Here is a 17,375-nt window from a genome sequence, read left to right on the forward strand (position 1 = left end):
CGGCCGCGGCAGCCGCGACGCCCGCGCCGACCGGCCGCGAGCCGATGCCCGCGCCGACGCCGGGACCGGGCCGGGACGGCCGCCGCAGCGGCGGCCGGAACCCGGCGGCGGACTGCTGATGGGCCGCCCCTTCGGGGTGCCCGTGTACGTCGCACCCAGCTGGTTCCTGGTCGCCGCCCTGATCACCTGGGTGTTCGGCGGCCAGCTGGAACGCGTGCTGCCCGAGCTCGGCGCCGCCCGCTACCTGGTCTCCCTCTTCTTCGCGGTCGCCTTCTACGCCTCCGTCCTCGTCCACGAACTGGCCCACACCGTCGCCGCCCTCCGCTTCAAGCTCCCCGTCCGCCGCATCCAGCTCCAGTTCTTCGGCGGCGTCTCCGAGATCGAGAAGGAGGCCGAGACCCCCGGCCGCGAGTTCGTGCTGGCCTTCGTCGGCCCCCTGCTCTCCCTCGTCCTCGCCGGCGTCTTCTACGCCGCCCTCCTGCCCGTCGAGCCCGACAGCGTCCCCGGCGTCCTGCTGGCCGGCCTGATGGTCTCCAACCTCCTCGTGGCCGCCTTCAACCTGCTGCCCGGCCTCCCCCTCGACGGCGGCCGGATGCTCCGCGCCGTCGTCTGGAAGATCACCGGCAAACCGATGCACGGCACCATCGCCGCCGCCTGGGTCGGCCGGGCACTCGCCATCGCCGTGCTGATCGGCCTGCCCCTGCTCACCCAGTCCCTCGGCTCCGGCGCCGCGGACGACGTCGGCATGGACACCGTCCTGGACGCCCTGCTCGCGGCGATCCTCGCAGCGATCATCTGGACCGGCGCCGGAAACAGCCTGCGCATGGCCCGCCTGCGCGAACACCTCCCCGAACTCCGCGCCCGCGCCCTCACCCGGCGCGCCGTCCCCGTCCCGGCCGACACCCCGCTCTCCGAGGCCCTGCGCCGCGCCAACGCCTCCGGGGCCCGCGCCCTGGTCGTCGTCGACGGCGACGGCAGGCCGGTCTCGCTGGTCCGCGAGGCCGCCATCGTCGGCGTACCCCAGCACCGCCGCCCCTGGGTGCAGGTCAGCACCCTCGCCCAGGACCTCACCGACGGCATGCGCCTGTCGGCCGAGCTCTCCGGCGAGGAACTCCTGGACGCCCTGCGCGCCGACCCCGCGACCGAGTACCTGGTGGTCGAGGAGACCGGCGAGATCTACGGCGTCCTGTCCGCGGCCGACGTCGAACGCGCCTTCGTCAAGGCCATGGCCCGGCCCTCCTGAGCACCGTTCTCCCGAAGCGGTGGTCGGCGGCCCCGCCGGAGACCGGTAGGCTGGTCACATGTCCGAACCGACCGGTGCCGCCCGCAGGCGCGGGCCCTTCAAGGTCGGGGACCAGGTTCAGCTGACCGACCCCAAGGGCCGCCACTACACGTTCACGCTCGAGGCCGGGAAGAACTTCCACACCCACAAGGGTTCCTTCCCCCACGACGAACTGATCGGTGCTCCCGAGGGCAGCGTTGTCCGCACCACCGGGAACGTCGCCTACCTCGCGCTGCGCCCCCTGCTCCCCGACTACGTCCTGTCCATGCCCCGCGGGGCAGCCGTCGTCTACCCGAAGGACGCGGGGCAGATCCTCGCCTTCGCCGACATCTTCCCCGGCGCCCGAGTCGTCGAGGCAGGCGTGGGCTCCGGCTCCCTCAGCAGCTTCCTGCTGCGCGCCATCGGCGACCAGGGCATGCTGCACTCCTACGAGCGCCGCGAGGACTTCGCCGAGATCGCCCAGCAGAACGTGGAGCGCTACTTCGGCGGCCCGCACCCCGCCTGGCAGCTCACCGTCGGCGACCTCCAGGACAACCTGTCCGACACCGACGTGGACCGCGTCATCCTCGACATGCTCGCCCCCTGGGAGTGCCTGGAGGCCGTCTCCAAGGCACTCGTGCCCGGCGGCATCCTGTGCTGCTACGTCGCGACCACCACCCAGCTCGCCCGGACCGTCGAGTCCATCCGCGAGATCGGCTCCTTCAACGAGCCCACCTCCTGGGAATCGATGATCCGCAACTGGCACGTCGAGGGACTGGCCGTCCGCCCGGACCACCGGATGATCGGCCACACCGGCTTCCTGCTGACCGCCCGCCGCCTCGCGGACGGCGTCGAGCCGCCCATGCGCCGCCGCCGCCCCGCGAAGGGCGCCTACGGCGAGGACTACGACGGCCCCAACGCCGGTGGAGGCTCCGGCCGCTGAAGCGGCCCCGTGCCGCGATCAACGTACAGGCGCCGTGGCGGAGTTCCCGAGACCCTTCGGGAAGTCCGCCACGGCGCCTTCGCGTTGGCCCGGCGACACGGCACGGCACGGCTCGGCCCGGCCGGGTGCCCACCCCGCCGTTCCCCCTCACTGTGACGTGTGGCACGATGCTGGCCACCCCCCGCCGGCACAGCCCTCACAGGAGACACTCCTCGTGCAGCACCCCGCCGTTCCGGACCTGTCACACACGCACACCCGTCCGATCCACTGGGTCGCCACCGCCACGGCCCTCGCCGCAGTGGTGGCCCTGTCCTCGGTCCTGCAGCCCGACGCCGCCACGGCGGCGCAGACCGCAGCGCCCGCACCGAAGAACGCCCCCGCGCACACCGCGCCGCCCGATCCGGCGGCCGTCGCCTTCCCCCTGGAGTGCGGCCCGGTCGAGGCGGTGGTGCAGCAGAAGGCCTCCGGCGACCTCGACGGCGACGGCCGGCCCGAGACGGTGGCCGTCGTGCACTGCGACGCACCCATGGGCACCCCGCCCGACGGGGTGTACGTCATCACGCGGGACGCCGACGGCGGCAAGCCCCGCGTGGTGGCCACCCTCGTGAACCCGCGGGACCGCCGGACGGTCACCGACCTCGCGGTGCGCGGCGGCGCCGTCCACGCGACGCTTCTCAGCTACTCGTCGGCCGACGTGCCCAGTTGCTGCCCGGACGTCACGGACCACGTGAAGTGGCAGTGGAAGAACGGCACGTTCGTCCGCGACACGCCGTCCCAGGCGCGCACCGTCTGACCGACGACCCCGCGACGGACGGTGCGACACATCAGACAGCACGAGACAGCATGAGACAGCATCGACAGCGGTCACGGAGCGTGCGGATTAAGTCACAGTTCGGTCACTCTGTGTCCGGACCGTAAACCTCGGCCCTGTCCGAAACACGACGCACATGGATGCATTCCCCCGGACACTCCTTCACGGAGTCGACCACGTCCGTGAGAAGCGGCAACGGCACGGGCGTTGCCGCCCCCGGGCTCTGCAGAAGCTCGTCGTCCGCACCCTTGACGTACGCCAGACCGTCGATGTCCAGCTCGAACACCTCGGGCGCGTACTGGGCACAGATGCCGTCGCCGGTACACAGGTCCTGATCGATCCAGACCTCCAGTGCCTCGCCGTCGACTCCGGCCTCCTGCTGCACAGTCATCTCTCCTGCCGTTTCCTGCGCCGAGCCGTTCGGGAATCCGGCCAGCTCTGACGGGTGTTGAACGCCTCGACCCTACCTCCGGCTGGGTTCCACCCACGTTCCGTGGGTATTCCCCTGGCGTGAGGGAGAGCGCAAGGGTGAAGATCGGACACACCCCGACAGTCTTTGTGATCTAGGGGTTTCAATCGACACCCACCCAGGTAGGGTCTGGAAGCGTCCAGCTCCCCTTGGAGGAGGTGAGGACCGTGGCAGCCCACGACGACGACATGAACCGCGGCATCCGCCCGGGACGCGGGTCCGAAGACCCGGCCGGGCAGGTGGCCTACCTTGAGCAGGAGATCGCCGTCCTGCGACGCAAGCTCGCCGAATCTCCGCGGCACACGAGGATTCTCGAAGAGCGGATTGTCGAGCTGCAGACCAACCTGGCCGGCGTGTCCGCCCAGAACGAGCGGCTCGCCGGCACACTGCGCGAGGCCCGCGACCAGATCGTGGCCCTCAAGGAGGAGGTCGACCGGCTGGCCCAGCCCCCGGCCGGCTTCGGCGTCTTCCTGCAGGCCAACGAGGACGGCACCGCCGACATCTTCACCGGCGGCCGCAAACTCCGGGTGAACGTCAGCCCGAGCGTCGAGCTCGACGAGCTCCGACGCGGCCAGGAAGTGATGCTCAACGAAGCACTCAACGTGGTCGAGGCCATGGAGTACGAGAGCGTCGGCGACATCGTCACCCTCAAGGAGATCCTGGAGGACGGCGAACGAGCCCTGGTGCTCGGGCACACCGACGAGGAGAGGGTGGTACGGCTCGCCGAACCGCTGCGCGGCATCAACATCCGCCCCGGCGACGCCCTCCTGCTCGAACCCCGCTCCGGCTACGTCTACGAGGTCGTCCCCAAGAGCGAGGTCGAGGAACTCGTCCTCGAAGAGGTCCCCGACATCGGCTACGAGCAGATCGGCGGCCTCGGCGGACAGATCGAGGCCATCCGCGACGCGGTCGAGCTCCCCTACCTCTACCCCGACCTGTTCCGGGAGCACGAGCTGCGTCCGCCCAAGGGCGTCCTGCTCTACGGTCCCCCCGGATGCGGCAAGACACTCATCGCCAAGGCGGTCGCCAACTCGCTGGCCAAGAAGGTCGCCGAGGTGACCGGCCAGGCCGCCGGCAAGAGCTTCTTCCTCAACATCAAGGGCCCCGAACTCCTCAACAAGTACGTCGGCGAGACCGAGCGGCAGATCCGCCTCGTCTTCCAGCGGGCCCGCGAGAAGGCCAGCGAGGGCACCCCCGTCATCGTCTTCTTCGACGAGATGGAATCCCTCTTCCGCACCCGCGGCTCCGGCGTCAGCTCGGACGTGGAGAACACCATCGTCCCGCAGCTGCTCGCCGAGATCGACGGCGTGGAGGGCCTGCAGAACGTGGTCGTCATCGGCGCCTCCAACCGCGAGGACATGATCGACCCCGCCATCCTCCGGCCCGGCCGGCTCGACGTGAAGATCAAGATCGAGCGCCCGGACGCCGAAGCGGCCAAGGACATCTTCGGCAAGTACCTCACCGAACGCCTCCCCCTCCACGTGGACGACCTCACGGAACACGAGAAGGACAAGGCAGCCACCGTCCAGAGCATGATCCAGACGGCGGTGGAACAGATGTACGCCGAATCCGAGGAGAACCGCTTCCTGGAGGTCACCTACGCCAACGGCGACAAGGAAGTCCTCTACTTCAAGGACTTCAATTCCGGCGCCATGATCGAGAACATCGTGGGCCGCGCCAAGAAAATGGCGATCAAGGACTTCCTCGAGAAGAACCAGAAAGGCCTCCGCGTCTCCCACCTCCTCCAGGCCTGCGTGGACGAGTTCAAGGAGAACGAGGACCTGCCCAACACCACCAACCCGGACGACTGGGCCCGCATCTCCGGAAAGAAGGGCGAGCGCATCGTGTACATCCGTACGCTCGTCACCGGAAAGCAGGGCGCCGACACCGGACGCTCCATCGACACGGTGGCCAACACCGGTCAATACCTGTAAAAGGCGGGGCGGCTGCGGGTGCCCTCAGCGGGTACCCGCAGCCGACTGTTTTCCGGAGCCCCGACTGGAGCAAGGCAATGCCGCAAATGATCTCCCCACCAGCGCAAAGGCGTTCTAGGCTCTTCCGTACCGCCGAGTCGCGCAGTGCGGGGACGGGCACCGCACACGCATCGGAGCGCCAGCGGTACTTGAGCGGCACCCACGACGGGCGCCGCCGGGCAAGGAGGGCCGCATGACCGTACGGCGAGTAATGGGCATCGAGACGGAGTACGGGATCTCCGTCCCCGGCCACCCGAACGCCAATGCCATGCTCACCTCGTCCCAGATCGTCAACGCCTACGCGGCGGCGATGCACCGGGCCCGCCGGGCCCGCTGGGACTTCGAGGAGGAGAACCCGCTGCGGGACGCGCGAGGCTTCGACCTCGCCCGCGAGGCCGCCGACTCCAGCCAGCTCACCGACGAGGACATCGGCCTCGCCAACGTGATCCTCACCAACGGAGCACGGCTCTACGTCGACCACGCCCACCCCGAGTACAGCGCTCCGGAGGTCACCAACCCGCGGGACGCGGTGCTGTGGGACAAGGCCGGCGAACGGATCATGGCCGAGGCCGCCGAACGGGCCGCCCAGCTGCCCGGGGCCCAGCCGATCCACCTCTACAAGAACAACACCGACAACAAGGGAGCCTCCTACGGCACCCACGAGAACTACCTGATGAAGCGGGAGACCGCCTTCTCGGACATCGTGCGCCACCTGACGCCGTTCTTCGTCTCCCGCCAGGTCTTCACCGGTGCCGGCCGCGTCGGCATCGGCCAGGACGGCCACGAGCACGGCTTCCAGCTCAGCCAGCGCGCGGACTACTTCGAGGTCGAGGTGGGCCTGGAGACCACGCTGAAGCGGCCCATCATCAACACGCGCGACGAACCGCACGCGGACGCCGAGAAGTACCGGCGGCTGCACGTGATCATCGGCGACGCCAACCTGTCGGAGATCTCGACCTATCTGAAGCTGGGCACCACGGCCCTGGTCCTCTCGATGATCGAGGACGGGTTCATCGCCGTCGACCTGGCCGTGGACCAGCCGGTCCGCACCCTGCACCAGGTCTCGCACGACCCGTCCCTGAAACGACTGGTCACCCTCCGCAGCGGGCGCACGCTCACCGCGGTGCAGCTCCAGATGGAGTACTACGAGCTGGCCCGCAAGTACGTGGAGGAACGGTACGGCGCGGACGCCGACGACCAGACCAAGGACGTCCTGGGCCGCTGGGAGGACACCCTCAACCGGCTCGAGAACGATCCGATGAGCCTGGCCGGCGAACTGGACTGGGTCGCCAAGCGGGAGCTCATGGAGGGCTACCGGCGCCGTGACGACCTGGACTGGGACGCGGCCCGGCTGCACCTCGTGGACCTCCAGTACGCCGACGTACGGCCCGCCAAGGGCCTGTACAACCGCCTCGTGAGTCGCGGCCGCATCAAGCGGCTGCTGGACGAGACAGAGGTCGAGCGGGCCCGTACGAAGCCGCCGGAGGACACCCGCGCGTACTTCCGCGGGCGCTGCCTGGAGCAGTACGCGGACGACGTCGCGGCGGCCTCCTGGGACTCGGTGATCTTCGATCTGCCGGGACGGGACTCGCTGCAGCGGGTGCCAACCCTGGAACCGCTTCGCGGAACGCGTAATCACGTCAAGGAGCTCCTGGACCGCTGCCGCACCGCGGAAGACCTGGTCAAGGTCCTGGCCGGCGGGTAGGCGGGCCGAGCGGGTACACGGAGGAGACCGCCGGACAGGGTGGAAACCCACCCGGTCCGGGAACCATCGAGAGGGCCCCCGTTCGTTGGAGAAACGCGGGGCCGATGTCGGACCCGGCTTGTAGGGTCTGATCTTGACCGAGCAACTGTGTCGGGCGAACCGAGCGGGGTGAGGGTTATGGCGACCAAGGACACCGGCGGCGGCCAGCAGAAGGCCACACGTTCCACCGAGGAGGTCGAGGAGCAGGCGCAGGACGCGCAGGCTTCCGAGGACCTCAAGGAGCGCCAAGAGAAGCTGAACGACGACGTGGACTCCGTTCTGGACGAGATTGACGATGTCTTGGAGGAGAACGCCGAGGACTTCGTGAGGTCGTTCGTTCAGAAGGGTGGCGAATAGCCTTCGAATCGAAGGTAATGGGGGGGCGTGGGTTGAAAACGGAAGGTGACGCGAAGCGCTGCGTGCGGTGTGGCGACTACAAGCCGCGCGCAGACTTCGCCCGCAAGCGGTCGAACCTGGACGGCCTGCAGCATCACTGCCGAGATTGTGCGTCGGACTACCATCGGGCGCGGCAGCAGGCCTTGGGTCGGAAGGTGCGCCCCACGGTGGAAGTGCCTGAAGGTCACAAGCTCTGCATCAAATGTGGCGAGGTCAAACCCTGGAGCGAGTGGCACCGCAATGCGACCGCGTCGGATGGGCTATCCACTCGTTGCAAGGCGTGCCGGGCCGTTGAGGGACGTGCCGGACATCTGAAGCGCCATTACGGCCTCACCGAAGCCGAGCGGGACGCGATGGTCGCCTCTCAGATGGGCCTCTGCGTGATCTGTCTGAAGGCTCCGGCCGTGCACGTGGATCACTGCCACAAGACGGGTAAGGTCCGTGGCGTACTGTGCTTCAACTGTAATTCGGCCATCGGCAAGTTGGGAGACGATCCCGACGCTGTTCGTCGGGCTGCCGCCTACCTGGAGGGAACTTCGTGGAAGCCAACACTCGTAGCACCGGGCGTCTACCAGCTGCCTTCCTGACGCCCGGGTCCTCATCCTTCATGGACTTCCTCGGTGAGCACCAGCCGGAGATGCTCCCGGGCAACCGGCAGCTGCCGCCGGTGCAGGGTGTCGTCGAGGCGCCGCACGGCACCACGATCGTGGCGGTGACGTTCCCCGGCGGTGTCGTTCTCGCCGGTGACCGGCGGGCCACGATGGGCAACATGATCGCCCAGCGGGACATCGAGAAGGTCTTCCCGGCGGACGAGTACTCGGCGGTGGGCATCGCCGGTACGGCGGGTCTGGCCGTGGAGATGGTGAAGCTGTTCCAGCTGGAGCTGGAGCACTTCGAGAAGGTCGAGGGCGCGCAGCTCTCCCTGGAGGGCAAGGCGAACCGCCTGTCCACGATGATCCGGTCCAACCTGGGCATGGCGATGCAGGGTCTGGCCGTGGTGCCGCTGTTCGCCGGGTACGACGTGGACCGGGGCAGGGGGCGCATCTTCTCGTACGACGTGACGGGCGGGCGGTCCGAGGAGCAGAGCTACGCGACCACCGGGTCGGGCTCGATCTTCGCCCGTGGCGCGATGAAGAAGCTGTTCCGTGAGGACCTGACCGAGGAGCAGGCCACGACGCTCGTGGTGCAGGCGCTGTACGACGCGGCGGACGACGACTCGGCGACCGGTGGTCCCGATGTCGCGCGCCGGATCTACCCGATCATCACTGTGATCACCGAGGACGGCTTCCGCCGGCTGAGCGACGACGAGGGTGCGGAGCTGGCCCGCGCGGTGCTGGAGCGGCGGCTCGAGCAGCCCGAGGGCCCGCGGGCCGCGCTGCTGTAGCGGGCGCGGTCGGTCGTGTTGTCAGGTGGTTCAGTGACCTCTTCAGAAAGGGACGGATAACCGGTGTCGACGCCGTTCTATGTCTCACCCCAGCAGGCGATGGCGGACCGGGCGGAGTACGCCCGCAAGGGCATCGCCCGTGGCCGCAGCCTGGTCGTGCTGCAGTACGCCGACGGCATCGTGTTCGTCGGCGAGAACCCGTCCCGTGCGCTGCACAAGTTCAGTGAGATCTACGACCGGATCGGCTTCGCGGCCGCCGGCAAGTACAACGAGTACGAGAACCTGCGGATCGGCGGGGTGCGCTATGCCGACCTGCGCGGTTACACGTACGACCGTGACGATGTGACGGCGCGGGGGCTGGCCAACGTCTACGCCCAGACGCTGGGCACGATCTTCTCCAGCCAGGCCGAGAAGCCGTACGAGGTGGAGCTGGTCGTCGCCGAGGTCGGTGACAGCCCTGAGAACGACCAGATCTACCGGTTGCCGCACGACGGTTCGATCGTGGACGAGCACGGTTCGGTCGCGGTCGGGGGCAACGCGGAGCAGATCAGTGGGTACCTGGACCAGCGGCACCGGGACGGTATGACGCTGGCCGAGGCGCTCAAGCTGGCGGTGCAGGCGTTGTCCCGTGACACGAACGGCAGTGAGCGGGAGATTCCGGCGGAGCGGCTGGAGGTCGCGGTGCTGGACCGTACGCGTCCGCAGAAGCGGAAGTTCAAGCGGATCGTGGGGGGTCAGCTGTCGCGGCTGCTGGATGCGGGCGCGGGTGCCGAGGACCTGCCCCTGCCGGACGAGGACGGAGACGAGGGCGAGGAGTAGCGGGCGGTCGCTGCGCGAGAGCCTTCGAGCGGCGCCGGGTGCCATGGGCCCCGGTGCCGTTCAGTTTTCGGGGGGCGGTGCCGTGGAGCCTCGTACGACCAGGTGGACGGGGATGTCGCCCGCCTGGGGCGGCTGTCCTTCCATGACCGCGAGCAGGGCCCGCATGCCGCGTTCGCCGAAGAGTTCCGCGTCGAGGCGGACGGTCGTCAGTTCGGGGTCGATGGCCGTGGCGAGGCCGAGGTCGTCGAGGCCGGTGATCGAGAGGTCGTCGGGGATGCGGAGTCCGGCGCGCCGGGCGGCCTTGTAGGCGCCGGCCGCGAGTTTGTCGTCGTCGCAGACCAGTGCCGTGGGCCGGGGCCCGGGGGCGGCGAGTGCGGCTTCCGTGGCGGTCAGGGCACCCTCGATGGAGATGGGGGCGTAGGCGGTGCGCAGGTCGGTGCCGGGGGCGGCGGCCAGTCTTGCCGACAGTTCGCGGGCGCGGATCTCGAAGGTCCAGGACGGGACGTCCGCCGCGAGGTGGAGGAAGCGGCGGTGGCCCAGGGAGAGCAGGTGCTGCGCGACCTGGCGGATGCCGTCGGCGATGTCCAGGTTGACCGTCGCGGCGCCGAGACTGCCTTCCGGGTCGCTGTCCAGCATGACCAGGGGGAGCTGGTCGCCCCGGATCGCGGTGAGTGCGTCGGCGGCCATGGAGGAGGCGATGACGCCGTCCAGGGCGGCTTGGGCGGAGGCGAAGGGGTCCCGGGCCGGGCCGACGCCCTCGGGGGAGGGGTAGAGGACCACTCCGAAGCCGTGCTGGGCGGCCACGCGCGCGGCGCCCGTGTAGACCTCCGCGAAGAACTCCGTGGTCAGGGCGGGGACGACCAGCAGCACCGTGCGGGTGCGGCCGAGGCGGAGGTTGCGGGCGGCGAGGTTGGGGCGGTAGCCGAGTGCGTGCGCGGCCTCGCGGACCCGCTGGGCCGTGGGCTCCGAGACGCGGCCGCGCCACTTGTCGCCGAGGACCAGGGAGACCGCGGCCTGGGAGACGCCGGCGGCCTGGGCGACGTCCCGGCTCGTGGGGCGGGTGCTGCCTCGTGCCACCGTTCGCCTGCGCTTTCTTCTGGACTCGTGAACAGGCGACATGGTACGTATGGCGGCGGAAGTTATACGTAAAACCTCATTGGATGGTTCAGCGGAAGGGGTGGGTCGTGGTCGCCGGGTACCTGGACATTCTTCGGGCGCGGCATGCCGTCCGGTTGCTCGTCGGCACGCTCGTGGGGCGGCTGCCCAACGCCACCGCGCCGATCGCGATCGTGCTGTTCGTGCGGGCCGAGGGAGGGTCGTACAGCCTCGCGGGAGCGCTGGCCGCCGTGTACGGAGTCGCCAACGCCGTGGGTCAGCCGGTGCTGGGGCGGCTCGTGGACCTGTACGGGCAGCCGCGGGTGCAGTTGCCGGCCGCCGTGCTGTCGGGGCTGGCCATGGCCGTGTTCGCCTTCGCGGGCACCGGGACGGTCGCGCTCGCGTACGCGGCGGTGGGAGCCGCGGGTCTGTTCACGCCGCCGCTGGAGGGCGGGCTGCGGGCGCTGTGGCCGAGTGTGCTCCGCAAGGAGGACCAGGTGCACACGGCGTACGCCATGGACGCCATCGCGCAGGAGGTCATGTTCACCGTCGGGCCGCTGCTCGTGACGGTGTGCGTCTCGCTCTGGTCGCCGCTGGTGGCCCTGCTGGTGCTGAACGCGGTGGGTGTGCTGGGGGCCCTGTCCGTGGTGGTGTCGCCCCCCTCGCGCGCGTGGCGGTCGGCGCCGCGCGAGGCGCACTGGCTGGGCGCGCTGCGTTCGTCCGGGCTGCTGGTGCTGCTGGGGGCCTTCCTGTTCATCGGGATGGCGCTCGGATCCATCACCGTCGCCTCCGTGCCGTATGCCGACGAGCACGGCGGGGACGCCGTCTACGGCTGGCTGATGGCCGCTCTGGGGCTCGGCGCGCTGATCGGTGGGGCCGTGTACGGGGCCCGGCGGTGGGCCGGTGAGCCCGCGCGGCGACTGCGGGTGCTCGTGGCCCTGCTGGCGGTGTGTTACCTGCCGCTGATGCTGATGCCGGGTGCGGTCGCCATGGTCCTGCTGACCGTGCTCGCGGGTGTGTTCCTGGCGCCGTGCATCGCCTGTGCGTTCGTTCTGGTCGATCTGCACGCACCGCGGGGGACGGTGACGGAGGCGTTCTCGTGGCTGGTGACGACGTTCACGGTGGGGGCCTCGGTGGGTACGGGCCTGGCGGGGCCGGTCGTGGAGCACGGCGGGGCGCTGTGGGGGTTCGCCGTGCCCGGGGCGGCCGGGGTGGTGTCCCTGCTCGTCCTGGCGTGCACCGGCCGGGTCCTCGCAGTTCCCGCCCGGCAGGCGGTGGTTGCGGCTTCATCGGAAAATGATCCGAACCGTGCCGTCGAACCCCGTTTCAGTTCGGGTCATCAGGCGTAATGTTCAGTCATGGACCGCCGCATTTTCGGGCTGGAGAACGAGTACGGCGTCACGTGCACGTTCAGGGGACAGCGCCGCCTGTCGCCTGACGAGGTGGCGCGGTACCTCTTCCGCCGTGTCGTGTCATGGGGCCGCAGCAGCAATGTCTTTCTGCGCAACGGGGCCCGCCTCTATCTCGACGTGGGATCGCATCCGGAATACGCCACACCCGAATGTGACAACGTGATCGAACTCGTCACCCACGACAAGGCGGGCGAGCGCATTCTCGAAGGACTCCTGGTGGACGCCGAACGACGCCTGCACGAGGAGGGAATCGCGGGCGACGTCTACCTCTTCAAGAACAACACCGACTCCGCGGGCAACTCCTACGGCTGCCACGAGAATTACCTGGTGGCCCGGCACGGGGAGTTCTCGCGGCTCGCGGACATCCTTATTCCGTTCCTGGTGACCAGGCAACTGCTGTGCGGTGCCGGCAAGGTGCTGCAGACGCCGCGCGGTGCGGTGTACTGCGTCAGCCAGCGGGCCGAGCACATCTGGGAGGGCGTCTCCTCGGCGACCACCCGCTCCCGGCCCATCATCAACACGCGCGACGAGCCGCACGCCGACGCCGAGCGCTACCGGCGCCTGCACGTCATCGTGGGCGACTCGAACATGTCCGAGACGACCATGCTGCTCAAGGTCGGCGCCACCGACCTGGTGCTGCGCATGATCGAGGCGGGCACGGTGATGCGCGACCTCACCCTGGAGAACCCGATCCGGGCGATCCGCGAGGTGAGTCACGACATCACCGGGCGTCGGAAGGTGCGCCTGGCGAGCGGTCGGGAGGCGTCCGCGCTGGAGGTGCAGCGGGAGTACTACGAGAAGGCCGTGGACTTCTGTGAGCGCCGCGGTATCCGCACCGGCACCGTCGAGCGGGTGCTGGAGTTGTGGGGCCGCACGCTGGAGGCGATCGAGGCGGAGGACCTCGACCGCATCGACACCGAGATCGACTGGGTCATGAAGTACAAGCTCCTGGAGCGGTACCGGGCCAAGCACAACATGACCATGTCGCATCCGCGGGTCGCGCAGATAGACCTCGCCTACCACGACATCCACCGCCGTCGTGGCCTGTACTACCTGCTCGAGAAGAAGGGCCAGGCCGCGCGGGTCGCGAACGACCTGAAGATCTTCGAGGGCAAGTCCGTTCCGCCGCAGACCACTCGGGCCCGGCTGCGTGGCGACTTCATCCGCCGGGCCCAGGAACAGCGCCGGGACTTCACCGTCGACTGGGTCCATCTCAAGCTCAACGACCAGGCCCAGCGGACCGTGTTGTGCAAGGACCCGTTCCGTTCGGTGGACGACCGGGTGGAGAAGCTGATCGCCGGGATGTGAGCCGGGCGAGGTGAGACACGCGTTTCCGCACGAGCGGCGGAACGCCACACGGGCACCGTACGTTAGCCGTACGGTGCCCTTCTCACGCCGTAGAGTTGCGCGCACTTCGTCAAGCAGGACCGATACCGATACGAGGCCCCCACCGTGCGCCGACGCTCACTTCTCATCGCAGTCCCAGCCGGACTGGTCACACTCGCCGCATGCGGTGACGAGGACTCCGGCTCGGGCGACGCCGGCGACAGTGCGACGCCGGAGGCGTCGGCCACGTCCGGACCGCCCGCGCCGAAGATCGTCGACGGTCCGCTGCCGGCGATCACCGCGGGGACGAAGTTCGACGAGAAGCCGACCGTGGCCAAGGGCAGTGGCGAGCCCTCCAAGGACCTCGCGGTGAAGACGGTCATCGCCGGTGGCGGCAAGGCCGTCGCCGAGAACGACTTCGTGTCGGTGAACTACCTGGGCCAGATCTGGGAGAGCGCGAAGGTCTTCGACAACTCCTACGACCGCAAGGCCCCGCTGGTCATCCAGCTGGCCCAGGGCAGCATCATCGACGGCTGGCGGTACGCCCTCACCGGTAAGAAGACCGGCAGTCGCGTCCAGTTCTCCGTGCCGCCCACCTGGGGGTACGGAGAGCAGGGCAACGAGCAGGCGGGCATCGCGGGCTCCGACACGCTGGTGTTCGTGGTCGACGTGCGGGACACCTTCAACGCCAGGAGCTCCGCCAAGGGCAAGGAAGTCCCCCAGGACGACGCGGCCCTGCCCAAGGTCGGCACCAACACCGACGGCAAGGCGCCCGCCATCGACGTACCCAAGGCCGACGCGCCGAAGAAGCTCGTCGCGGAGTACGTCCTGGAGGGCGACGGCGTGGAGGTCGGCGCCCAGGACAGCGTGCTCGTGCAGTACAAGGGTGTGGTCTGGGACGGTGGCAAGGAGTTCGACTCGACGTACGGCAGGAAGCAGCTGACGTCGTTCTCGCTCGAGCAGGTCGTCAAGGGCTGGTCGCAGGGCCTGACCGGCAAGAAGGTCGGCAGCCGCGTCCTCATCGTCATCCCGCCGGACCTGGGCTACGGAGACAGCCCGCCGCAGGGCAGCGGCATCGAGAAGGACTCCACGCTGGTCTTCTCCGTCGACATCCTGGCGAAGATGTGACGCCTCGGAAATGTAAGACTTGGGCCGTTGCCTTTTCGCAGACAAGCAGGAGCTGAACACGTGAGCATCGACAAGCCCGAGGTCGACTTCCCTGGCGGGGAGCCCCCGGCGGACCTCGAGATCAAGGACATCTGGGAGGGTGACGGCCCGGTTGCCGAGGCCGGTCAGACCGTGACCGTCCACTACGTGGGCGTGGCCTTCAGCACGGGCGAGGAGTTCGACGCCAGCTGGAACCGTGGTACGCCGTTCCGCTTCCCGCTCGGTGGCGGCCGCGTCATCGCGGGCTGGGACCGGGGCGTGCAGGGCATGAAGGTCGGTGGCCGTCGCCAGCTGACCGTCCCGGCCCACCTCGCCTACGGCGACCAGAGCCCGACCCCGGCCATCCAGCCGGGCGAGACGCTGATCTTCGTGGTCGACCTGCTCGGCGTCTGATCGAAGTCTGATCGAAGTCTGATCGACCTCCGATCGGAGCCGGTCACCGAGGGCCCATCCCCGTCCGGGCATGGGCCCTCGGCTTTTGCCGGGCCGCCGCGGGGCGGTACGGTCATCCGTCGTAAGCACCATAGGGAGAAGGGCGTCGATGGCCATTGCCAAGGCCGAGCGGCTGATGAACCTGGCGCTGTGTCTGCTCGGGACGCGGCGGCCACTCAGCAAGCGTGAGCTGCGTGATTCCATCGAGGCGTATGTCGAGGCCTCCAGGCCCGGCCAGGGAGCGGCGGGCTCCGACGACTCCTTCAACCGCATGTTCGAGCGGGACAAGGACGACCTGCGGGAGCTCGGGCTGGTCATCGAGACCGTCGAGAGCCTCGACGGCGAGGTCGGTTATCTGGCCCGCCGTGACAGCAACCGCCTGCCGCCCATCACCCTGGACGCCGAGGAGGCCGCCGCGCTCGGGCTCGCCGCCAAGGTGTGGCAGCAGGCCCGGCTGGCCGGTGCCGCGAGCGGCGCGCTGCAGAAGCTGCGCGCGGCCGGACTGCCCGAGGACGTCGACCCGTACGAGGCGCACAGCGCGCTGGAGCCGCGCATCCCCGTGCACGAGGCCGCCTTCGAGCCGCTGATGCTGGCCTGCCGCGACCGGCGGCCGGTCGTCTTCGAGTACCGCAAGGCCAACGCCGCACAGCCCGAGCCCCGGCATGTCGAACCGTGGGCGCTGGAGTGCTGGCGCGGCCACTGGTACCTGGCCGGCTTCGACCGCGACCGCGGTGCCGAACGGGTCTTCCGGCTGTCCCGGATCACGGGGAAGGTGCGCTCGCGCGGCGCCCGGTTCACCGCTCCCGTGCCCGACGTCGTCACCGTCCGGGAGACGGTCGCGAGCTGGGCGGGGGAGACCGCCGACCGTTCCGCGCTGATCCGGCTGCGCACGGGCGCCGGGTACCCCCTTCGGGCGAAGGCCACCGGGGTCCGGGAACTCGGGGACGGCTGGGACGAGTTGGAGATTCCGTACGGGCACGGCCTGGACGCCTGGCTGGTCGAGTTCGGGCCGGACGTGGTGGTGCTGGAGCCCGCGGAGTTGCGTGCGGACGTGGTGGACCGGCTGCGTGCCGTGGCCAAGGGCTGAGGGGGAGCGGACAACACTGTGGCAGGCAAACCGGTCAGGCCAGTGAACGCCATCGACCAGACCCGACGGATGCTGTCCCTGGTGACGTATCTGCGTGAGCGCCCGGGGGCCCGGGTCGAGGACGTCGCGCGCGCCTTCGGTATCACCGAGGACGAGCTGGTCTCCGACCTCGACGTGCTGCCCATGTGCGGCACCAGCTTCCGCGGCGGCGACCTGCTCGACATCGACACCGACGGCGAGCGCATCTGGTGGCACAATCCCGCCGCCCTCGGCGCGGACGCCGCCGAGCCGCTGCGGCTCGCCGCCGACGAGGCCACGGCGCTGCTCGTCGCCGCCCGTGCCGTGGCGACCCTGCCCGGCCTGCGCGAGAGCGACCGGCAGGCGCTGCTGCGGGCGACCGCCAAGGTGGAGACCTCGGCGGGGGAGGCCGCAGGCGCCAGTTCGCGCCTGTCCGTCACCTTCGAGTCCGAGGGCGGCGTCTTCGCCGACGTCGACCGGGCCATCTCGGAACGCCGCCGGCTGTGGATCCGCTACTACTCACCGGCCCGCGACGAGGTCACCGAGCGCGAGATCGACCCCATCCGCCTGGTCAGCGTCGGACACACGTACGTGGAGGCCTGGTGCCGCCGCTCCGAGGCCCGGCGCACCTTCCGCCTCGACCGCGTTGCCGAGATCCGCATCCTGGACGAGCCGTCCGCGCCGCCCGAGGTGGAGCTGCGGGACCTGTCGGAGGGGCTGGTGCAGCCTGCCGCCGAGGACCCGGAGGTCGTCGTGGAGGTCGGCCCGGGCGGGCGCTGGGTCGCCGAGTACTACCCGCACGACAGCGCGGACGAGCTTCCCGACGGCGGACTGCGCATCACCCTGCGCACCCCCGACCCCGCGTCCCTGCGGCGGCTGGCGCTGCGGCTCGGGCGCGACGGCCGGATCGTCTCCCCGCCCGAGCTCGCCGGCAGCGCCCGGCAGGCGGCCCGCGAGGCGCTGGCGGCGTACGACGGCATCGAGGCGGCCGGCGCGCCGGGCGGGGCGCGGCACGACAGGCAGGAGCGAGGACTGTGA

The 17,375-nt window shown here is 69.8% G+C and carries 17 protein-coding genes; 15 read left to right on the forward strand and 2 right to left on the reverse strand.

Translation table 11 applies throughout. The annotated features are described in order from the left end of the window. From ACP4J0_RS33130 to ACP4J0_RS33140, 3 genes are all read left to right on the forward strand, one after another. The coding region (locus ACP4J0_RS33130) for a site-2 protease family protein (RefSeq protein ID WP_426602410.1) at positions 1-1,243 on the forward strand (1,243 nt) is incomplete at its 5' end. Positions 1,244-1,301: 58 nt separating this feature from the next. Continuing rightward, the gene (locus ACP4J0_RS33135) at positions 1,302-2,204 is read left to right on the forward strand and encodes a tRNA (adenine-N1)-methyltransferase (RefSeq protein WP_398135289.1); all 903 of its coding nucleotides are present in this window, start codon (positions 1,302-1,304) and stop codon (positions 2,202-2,204) included. Between the two features lie 214 nt (positions 2,205-2,418). After that, positions 2,419-2,997 carry a hypothetical protein gene (locus ACP4J0_RS33140; RefSeq protein WP_426602411.1) on the forward strand — a complete coding sequence of 193 codons (579 nt, stop codon included), beginning with the start codon at positions 2,419-2,421 and terminating at the stop codon, positions 2,995-2,997. A gap of 103 nt (positions 2,998-3,100) precedes the next feature. Here ACP4J0_RS33140 and ACP4J0_RS33145 read toward each other — a convergent pair whose 3' ends face one another. Then, positions 3,101-3,406 (reverse strand): ferredoxin, encoded by a 306-nt coding sequence (locus tag ACP4J0_RS33145; RefSeq protein WP_426518598.1) that lies wholly within the window; start codon positions 3,404-3,406, stop codon positions 3,101-3,103. 245 nt (positions 3,407-3,651) lie between these two features. Between ACP4J0_RS33145 and arc the strand changes: the two genes are divergently transcribed. From arc to prcA, 6 genes are all read left to right on the forward strand, one after another. Beyond that, on the forward strand, positions 3,652-5,418 hold the full coding sequence (arc, locus tag ACP4J0_RS33150) for a proteasome ATPase (RefSeq protein ID WP_426602412.1): 1,767 nt from the start codon (positions 3,652-3,654) through the stop codon (positions 5,416-5,418). Between the two features lie 232 nt (positions 5,419-5,650). Continuing rightward, positions 5,651-7,162: a depupylase/deamidase Dop gene (gene dop, locus ACP4J0_RS33155; protein WP_426602413.1), complete on the forward strand. Its 1,512-nt coding sequence runs from the start codon at positions 5,651-5,653 to the stop codon at positions 7,160-7,162. 177 nt (positions 7,163-7,339) lie between these two features. Then, the gene (locus ACP4J0_RS33160) at positions 7,340-7,558 is read left to right on the forward strand and encodes a ubiquitin-like protein Pup (protein ID WP_043374843.1); all 219 of its coding nucleotides are present in this window, start codon (positions 7,340-7,342) and stop codon (positions 7,556-7,558) included. A 17-nt stretch (positions 7,559-7,575) separates the two neighbouring features. After that, complete coding sequence (locus tag ACP4J0_RS33165; RefSeq protein WP_426602414.1) at positions 7,576-8,184, forward strand: endonuclease VII domain-containing protein; 609 nt, start codon at positions 7,576-7,578, stop codon at positions 8,182-8,184. After that, on the forward strand, positions 8,136-8,981 hold the full coding sequence (gene prcB, locus ACP4J0_RS33170) for a proteasome subunit beta (RefSeq protein ID WP_398136586.1): 846 nt from the start codon (positions 8,136-8,138) through the stop codon (positions 8,979-8,981). The genes ACP4J0_RS33165 and prcB overlap by 49 nt, the downstream gene beginning before the upstream one ends. A 63-nt stretch (positions 8,982-9,044) precedes the next feature. Further along, the gene (prcA, locus tag ACP4J0_RS33175) at positions 9,045-9,800 is read left to right on the forward strand and encodes a proteasome subunit alpha (RefSeq protein ID WP_426602415.1); all 756 of its coding nucleotides are present in this window, start codon (positions 9,045-9,047) and stop codon (positions 9,798-9,800) included. Positions 9,801-9,860: 60 nt separating this feature from the next. Here the strand turns inward: prcA and ACP4J0_RS33180 are convergent, their stop codons facing one another. Next, positions 9,861-10,877, reverse strand: a complete 1,017-nt coding sequence (locus ACP4J0_RS33180; protein ID WP_426602416.1) for a LacI family DNA-binding transcriptional regulator — start codon at positions 10,875-10,877, stop codon at positions 9,861-9,863. 107 nt (positions 10,878-10,984) lie between these two features. Between ACP4J0_RS33180 and ACP4J0_RS33185 the strand changes: the two genes are divergently transcribed. The 6 genes from ACP4J0_RS33185 to ACP4J0_RS33210 all read left to right on the forward strand — a co-directional run bounded on the left by ACP4J0_RS33185 (position 10,985) and on the right by ACP4J0_RS33210 (position 17,375). Further along, a complete protein-coding gene (locus ACP4J0_RS33185; RefSeq protein ID WP_426602441.1) occupies positions 10,985-12,244 on the forward strand; it encodes an MFS transporter in 1,260 nt (419 codons plus the stop codon). Between the two features lie 9 nt (positions 12,245-12,253). After that, entirely contained in the window at positions 12,254-13,615 is a 1,362-nt protein-coding gene (gene pafA, locus ACP4J0_RS33190) for a Pup--protein ligase (protein ID WP_217141436.1), read from the forward strand. Positions 13,616-13,759: 144 nt separating this feature from the next. Next, on the forward strand, positions 13,760-14,761 hold the full coding sequence (locus ACP4J0_RS33195) for an FKBP-type peptidyl-prolyl cis-trans isomerase (protein ID WP_426602417.1): 1,002 nt from the start codon (positions 13,760-13,762) through the stop codon (positions 14,759-14,761). A gap of 60 nt (positions 14,762-14,821) precedes the next feature. Continuing rightward, positions 14,822-15,193: an FKBP-type peptidyl-prolyl cis-trans isomerase gene (locus ACP4J0_RS33200; protein ID WP_426602418.1), complete on the forward strand. Its 372-nt coding sequence runs from the start codon at positions 14,822-14,824 to the stop codon at positions 15,191-15,193. A gap of 148 nt (positions 15,194-15,341) precedes the next feature. Beyond that, complete coding sequence (locus tag ACP4J0_RS33205) at positions 15,342-16,319, forward strand: helix-turn-helix transcriptional regulator (RefSeq protein ID WP_426602419.1); 978 nt, start codon at positions 15,342-15,344, stop codon at positions 16,317-16,319. 18 nt (positions 16,320-16,337) lie between these two features. After that, on the forward strand, positions 16,338-17,375 hold the full coding sequence (locus tag ACP4J0_RS33210; protein ID WP_426602420.1) for a helix-turn-helix transcriptional regulator: 1,038 nt from the start codon (positions 16,338-16,340) through the stop codon (positions 17,373-17,375).

This window comes from Streptomyces sp. WG7 (genome assembly GCF_049975785.1).
GTDB lineage: Bacteria > Actinomycetota > Actinomycetes > Streptomycetales > Streptomycetaceae > Streptomyces.

Bases quoted from the DNA above. Each gene is read 5' to 3' on its own strand.
- ACP4J0_RS33135 (WP_398135289.1), top strand. From the start codon at position 1,302: ATGTCCGAACCGACCGGTGCCGCCCGCAGGCGCGGGCCCTTCAAGGTC.
- ACP4J0_RS33145 (WP_426518598.1), bottom strand. From the start codon at position 3,406: ATGACTGTGCAGCAGGAGGCCGGAGTCGACGGCGAGGCACTGGAGGTC.
- dop (WP_426602413.1), top strand. From the start codon at position 5,651: ATGACCGTACGGCGAGTAATGGGCATCGAGACGGAGTACGGGATCTCC.
- ACP4J0_RS33160 (WP_043374843.1), top strand. From the start codon at position 7,340: ATGGCGACCAAGGACACCGGCGGCGGCCAGCAGAAGGCCACACGTTCC.
- ACP4J0_RS33165 (WP_426602414.1), top strand. From the start codon at position 7,576: ATGGGGGGGCGTGGGTTGAAAACGGAAGGTGACGCGAAGCGCTGCGTG.
- pafA (WP_217141436.1), top strand. From the start codon at position 12,254: ATGGACCGCCGCATTTTCGGGCTGGAGAACGAGTACGGCGTCACGTGC.
- ACP4J0_RS33205 (WP_426602419.1), top strand. From the start codon at position 15,342: ATGGCCATTGCCAAGGCCGAGCGGCTGATGAACCTGGCGCTGTGTCTG.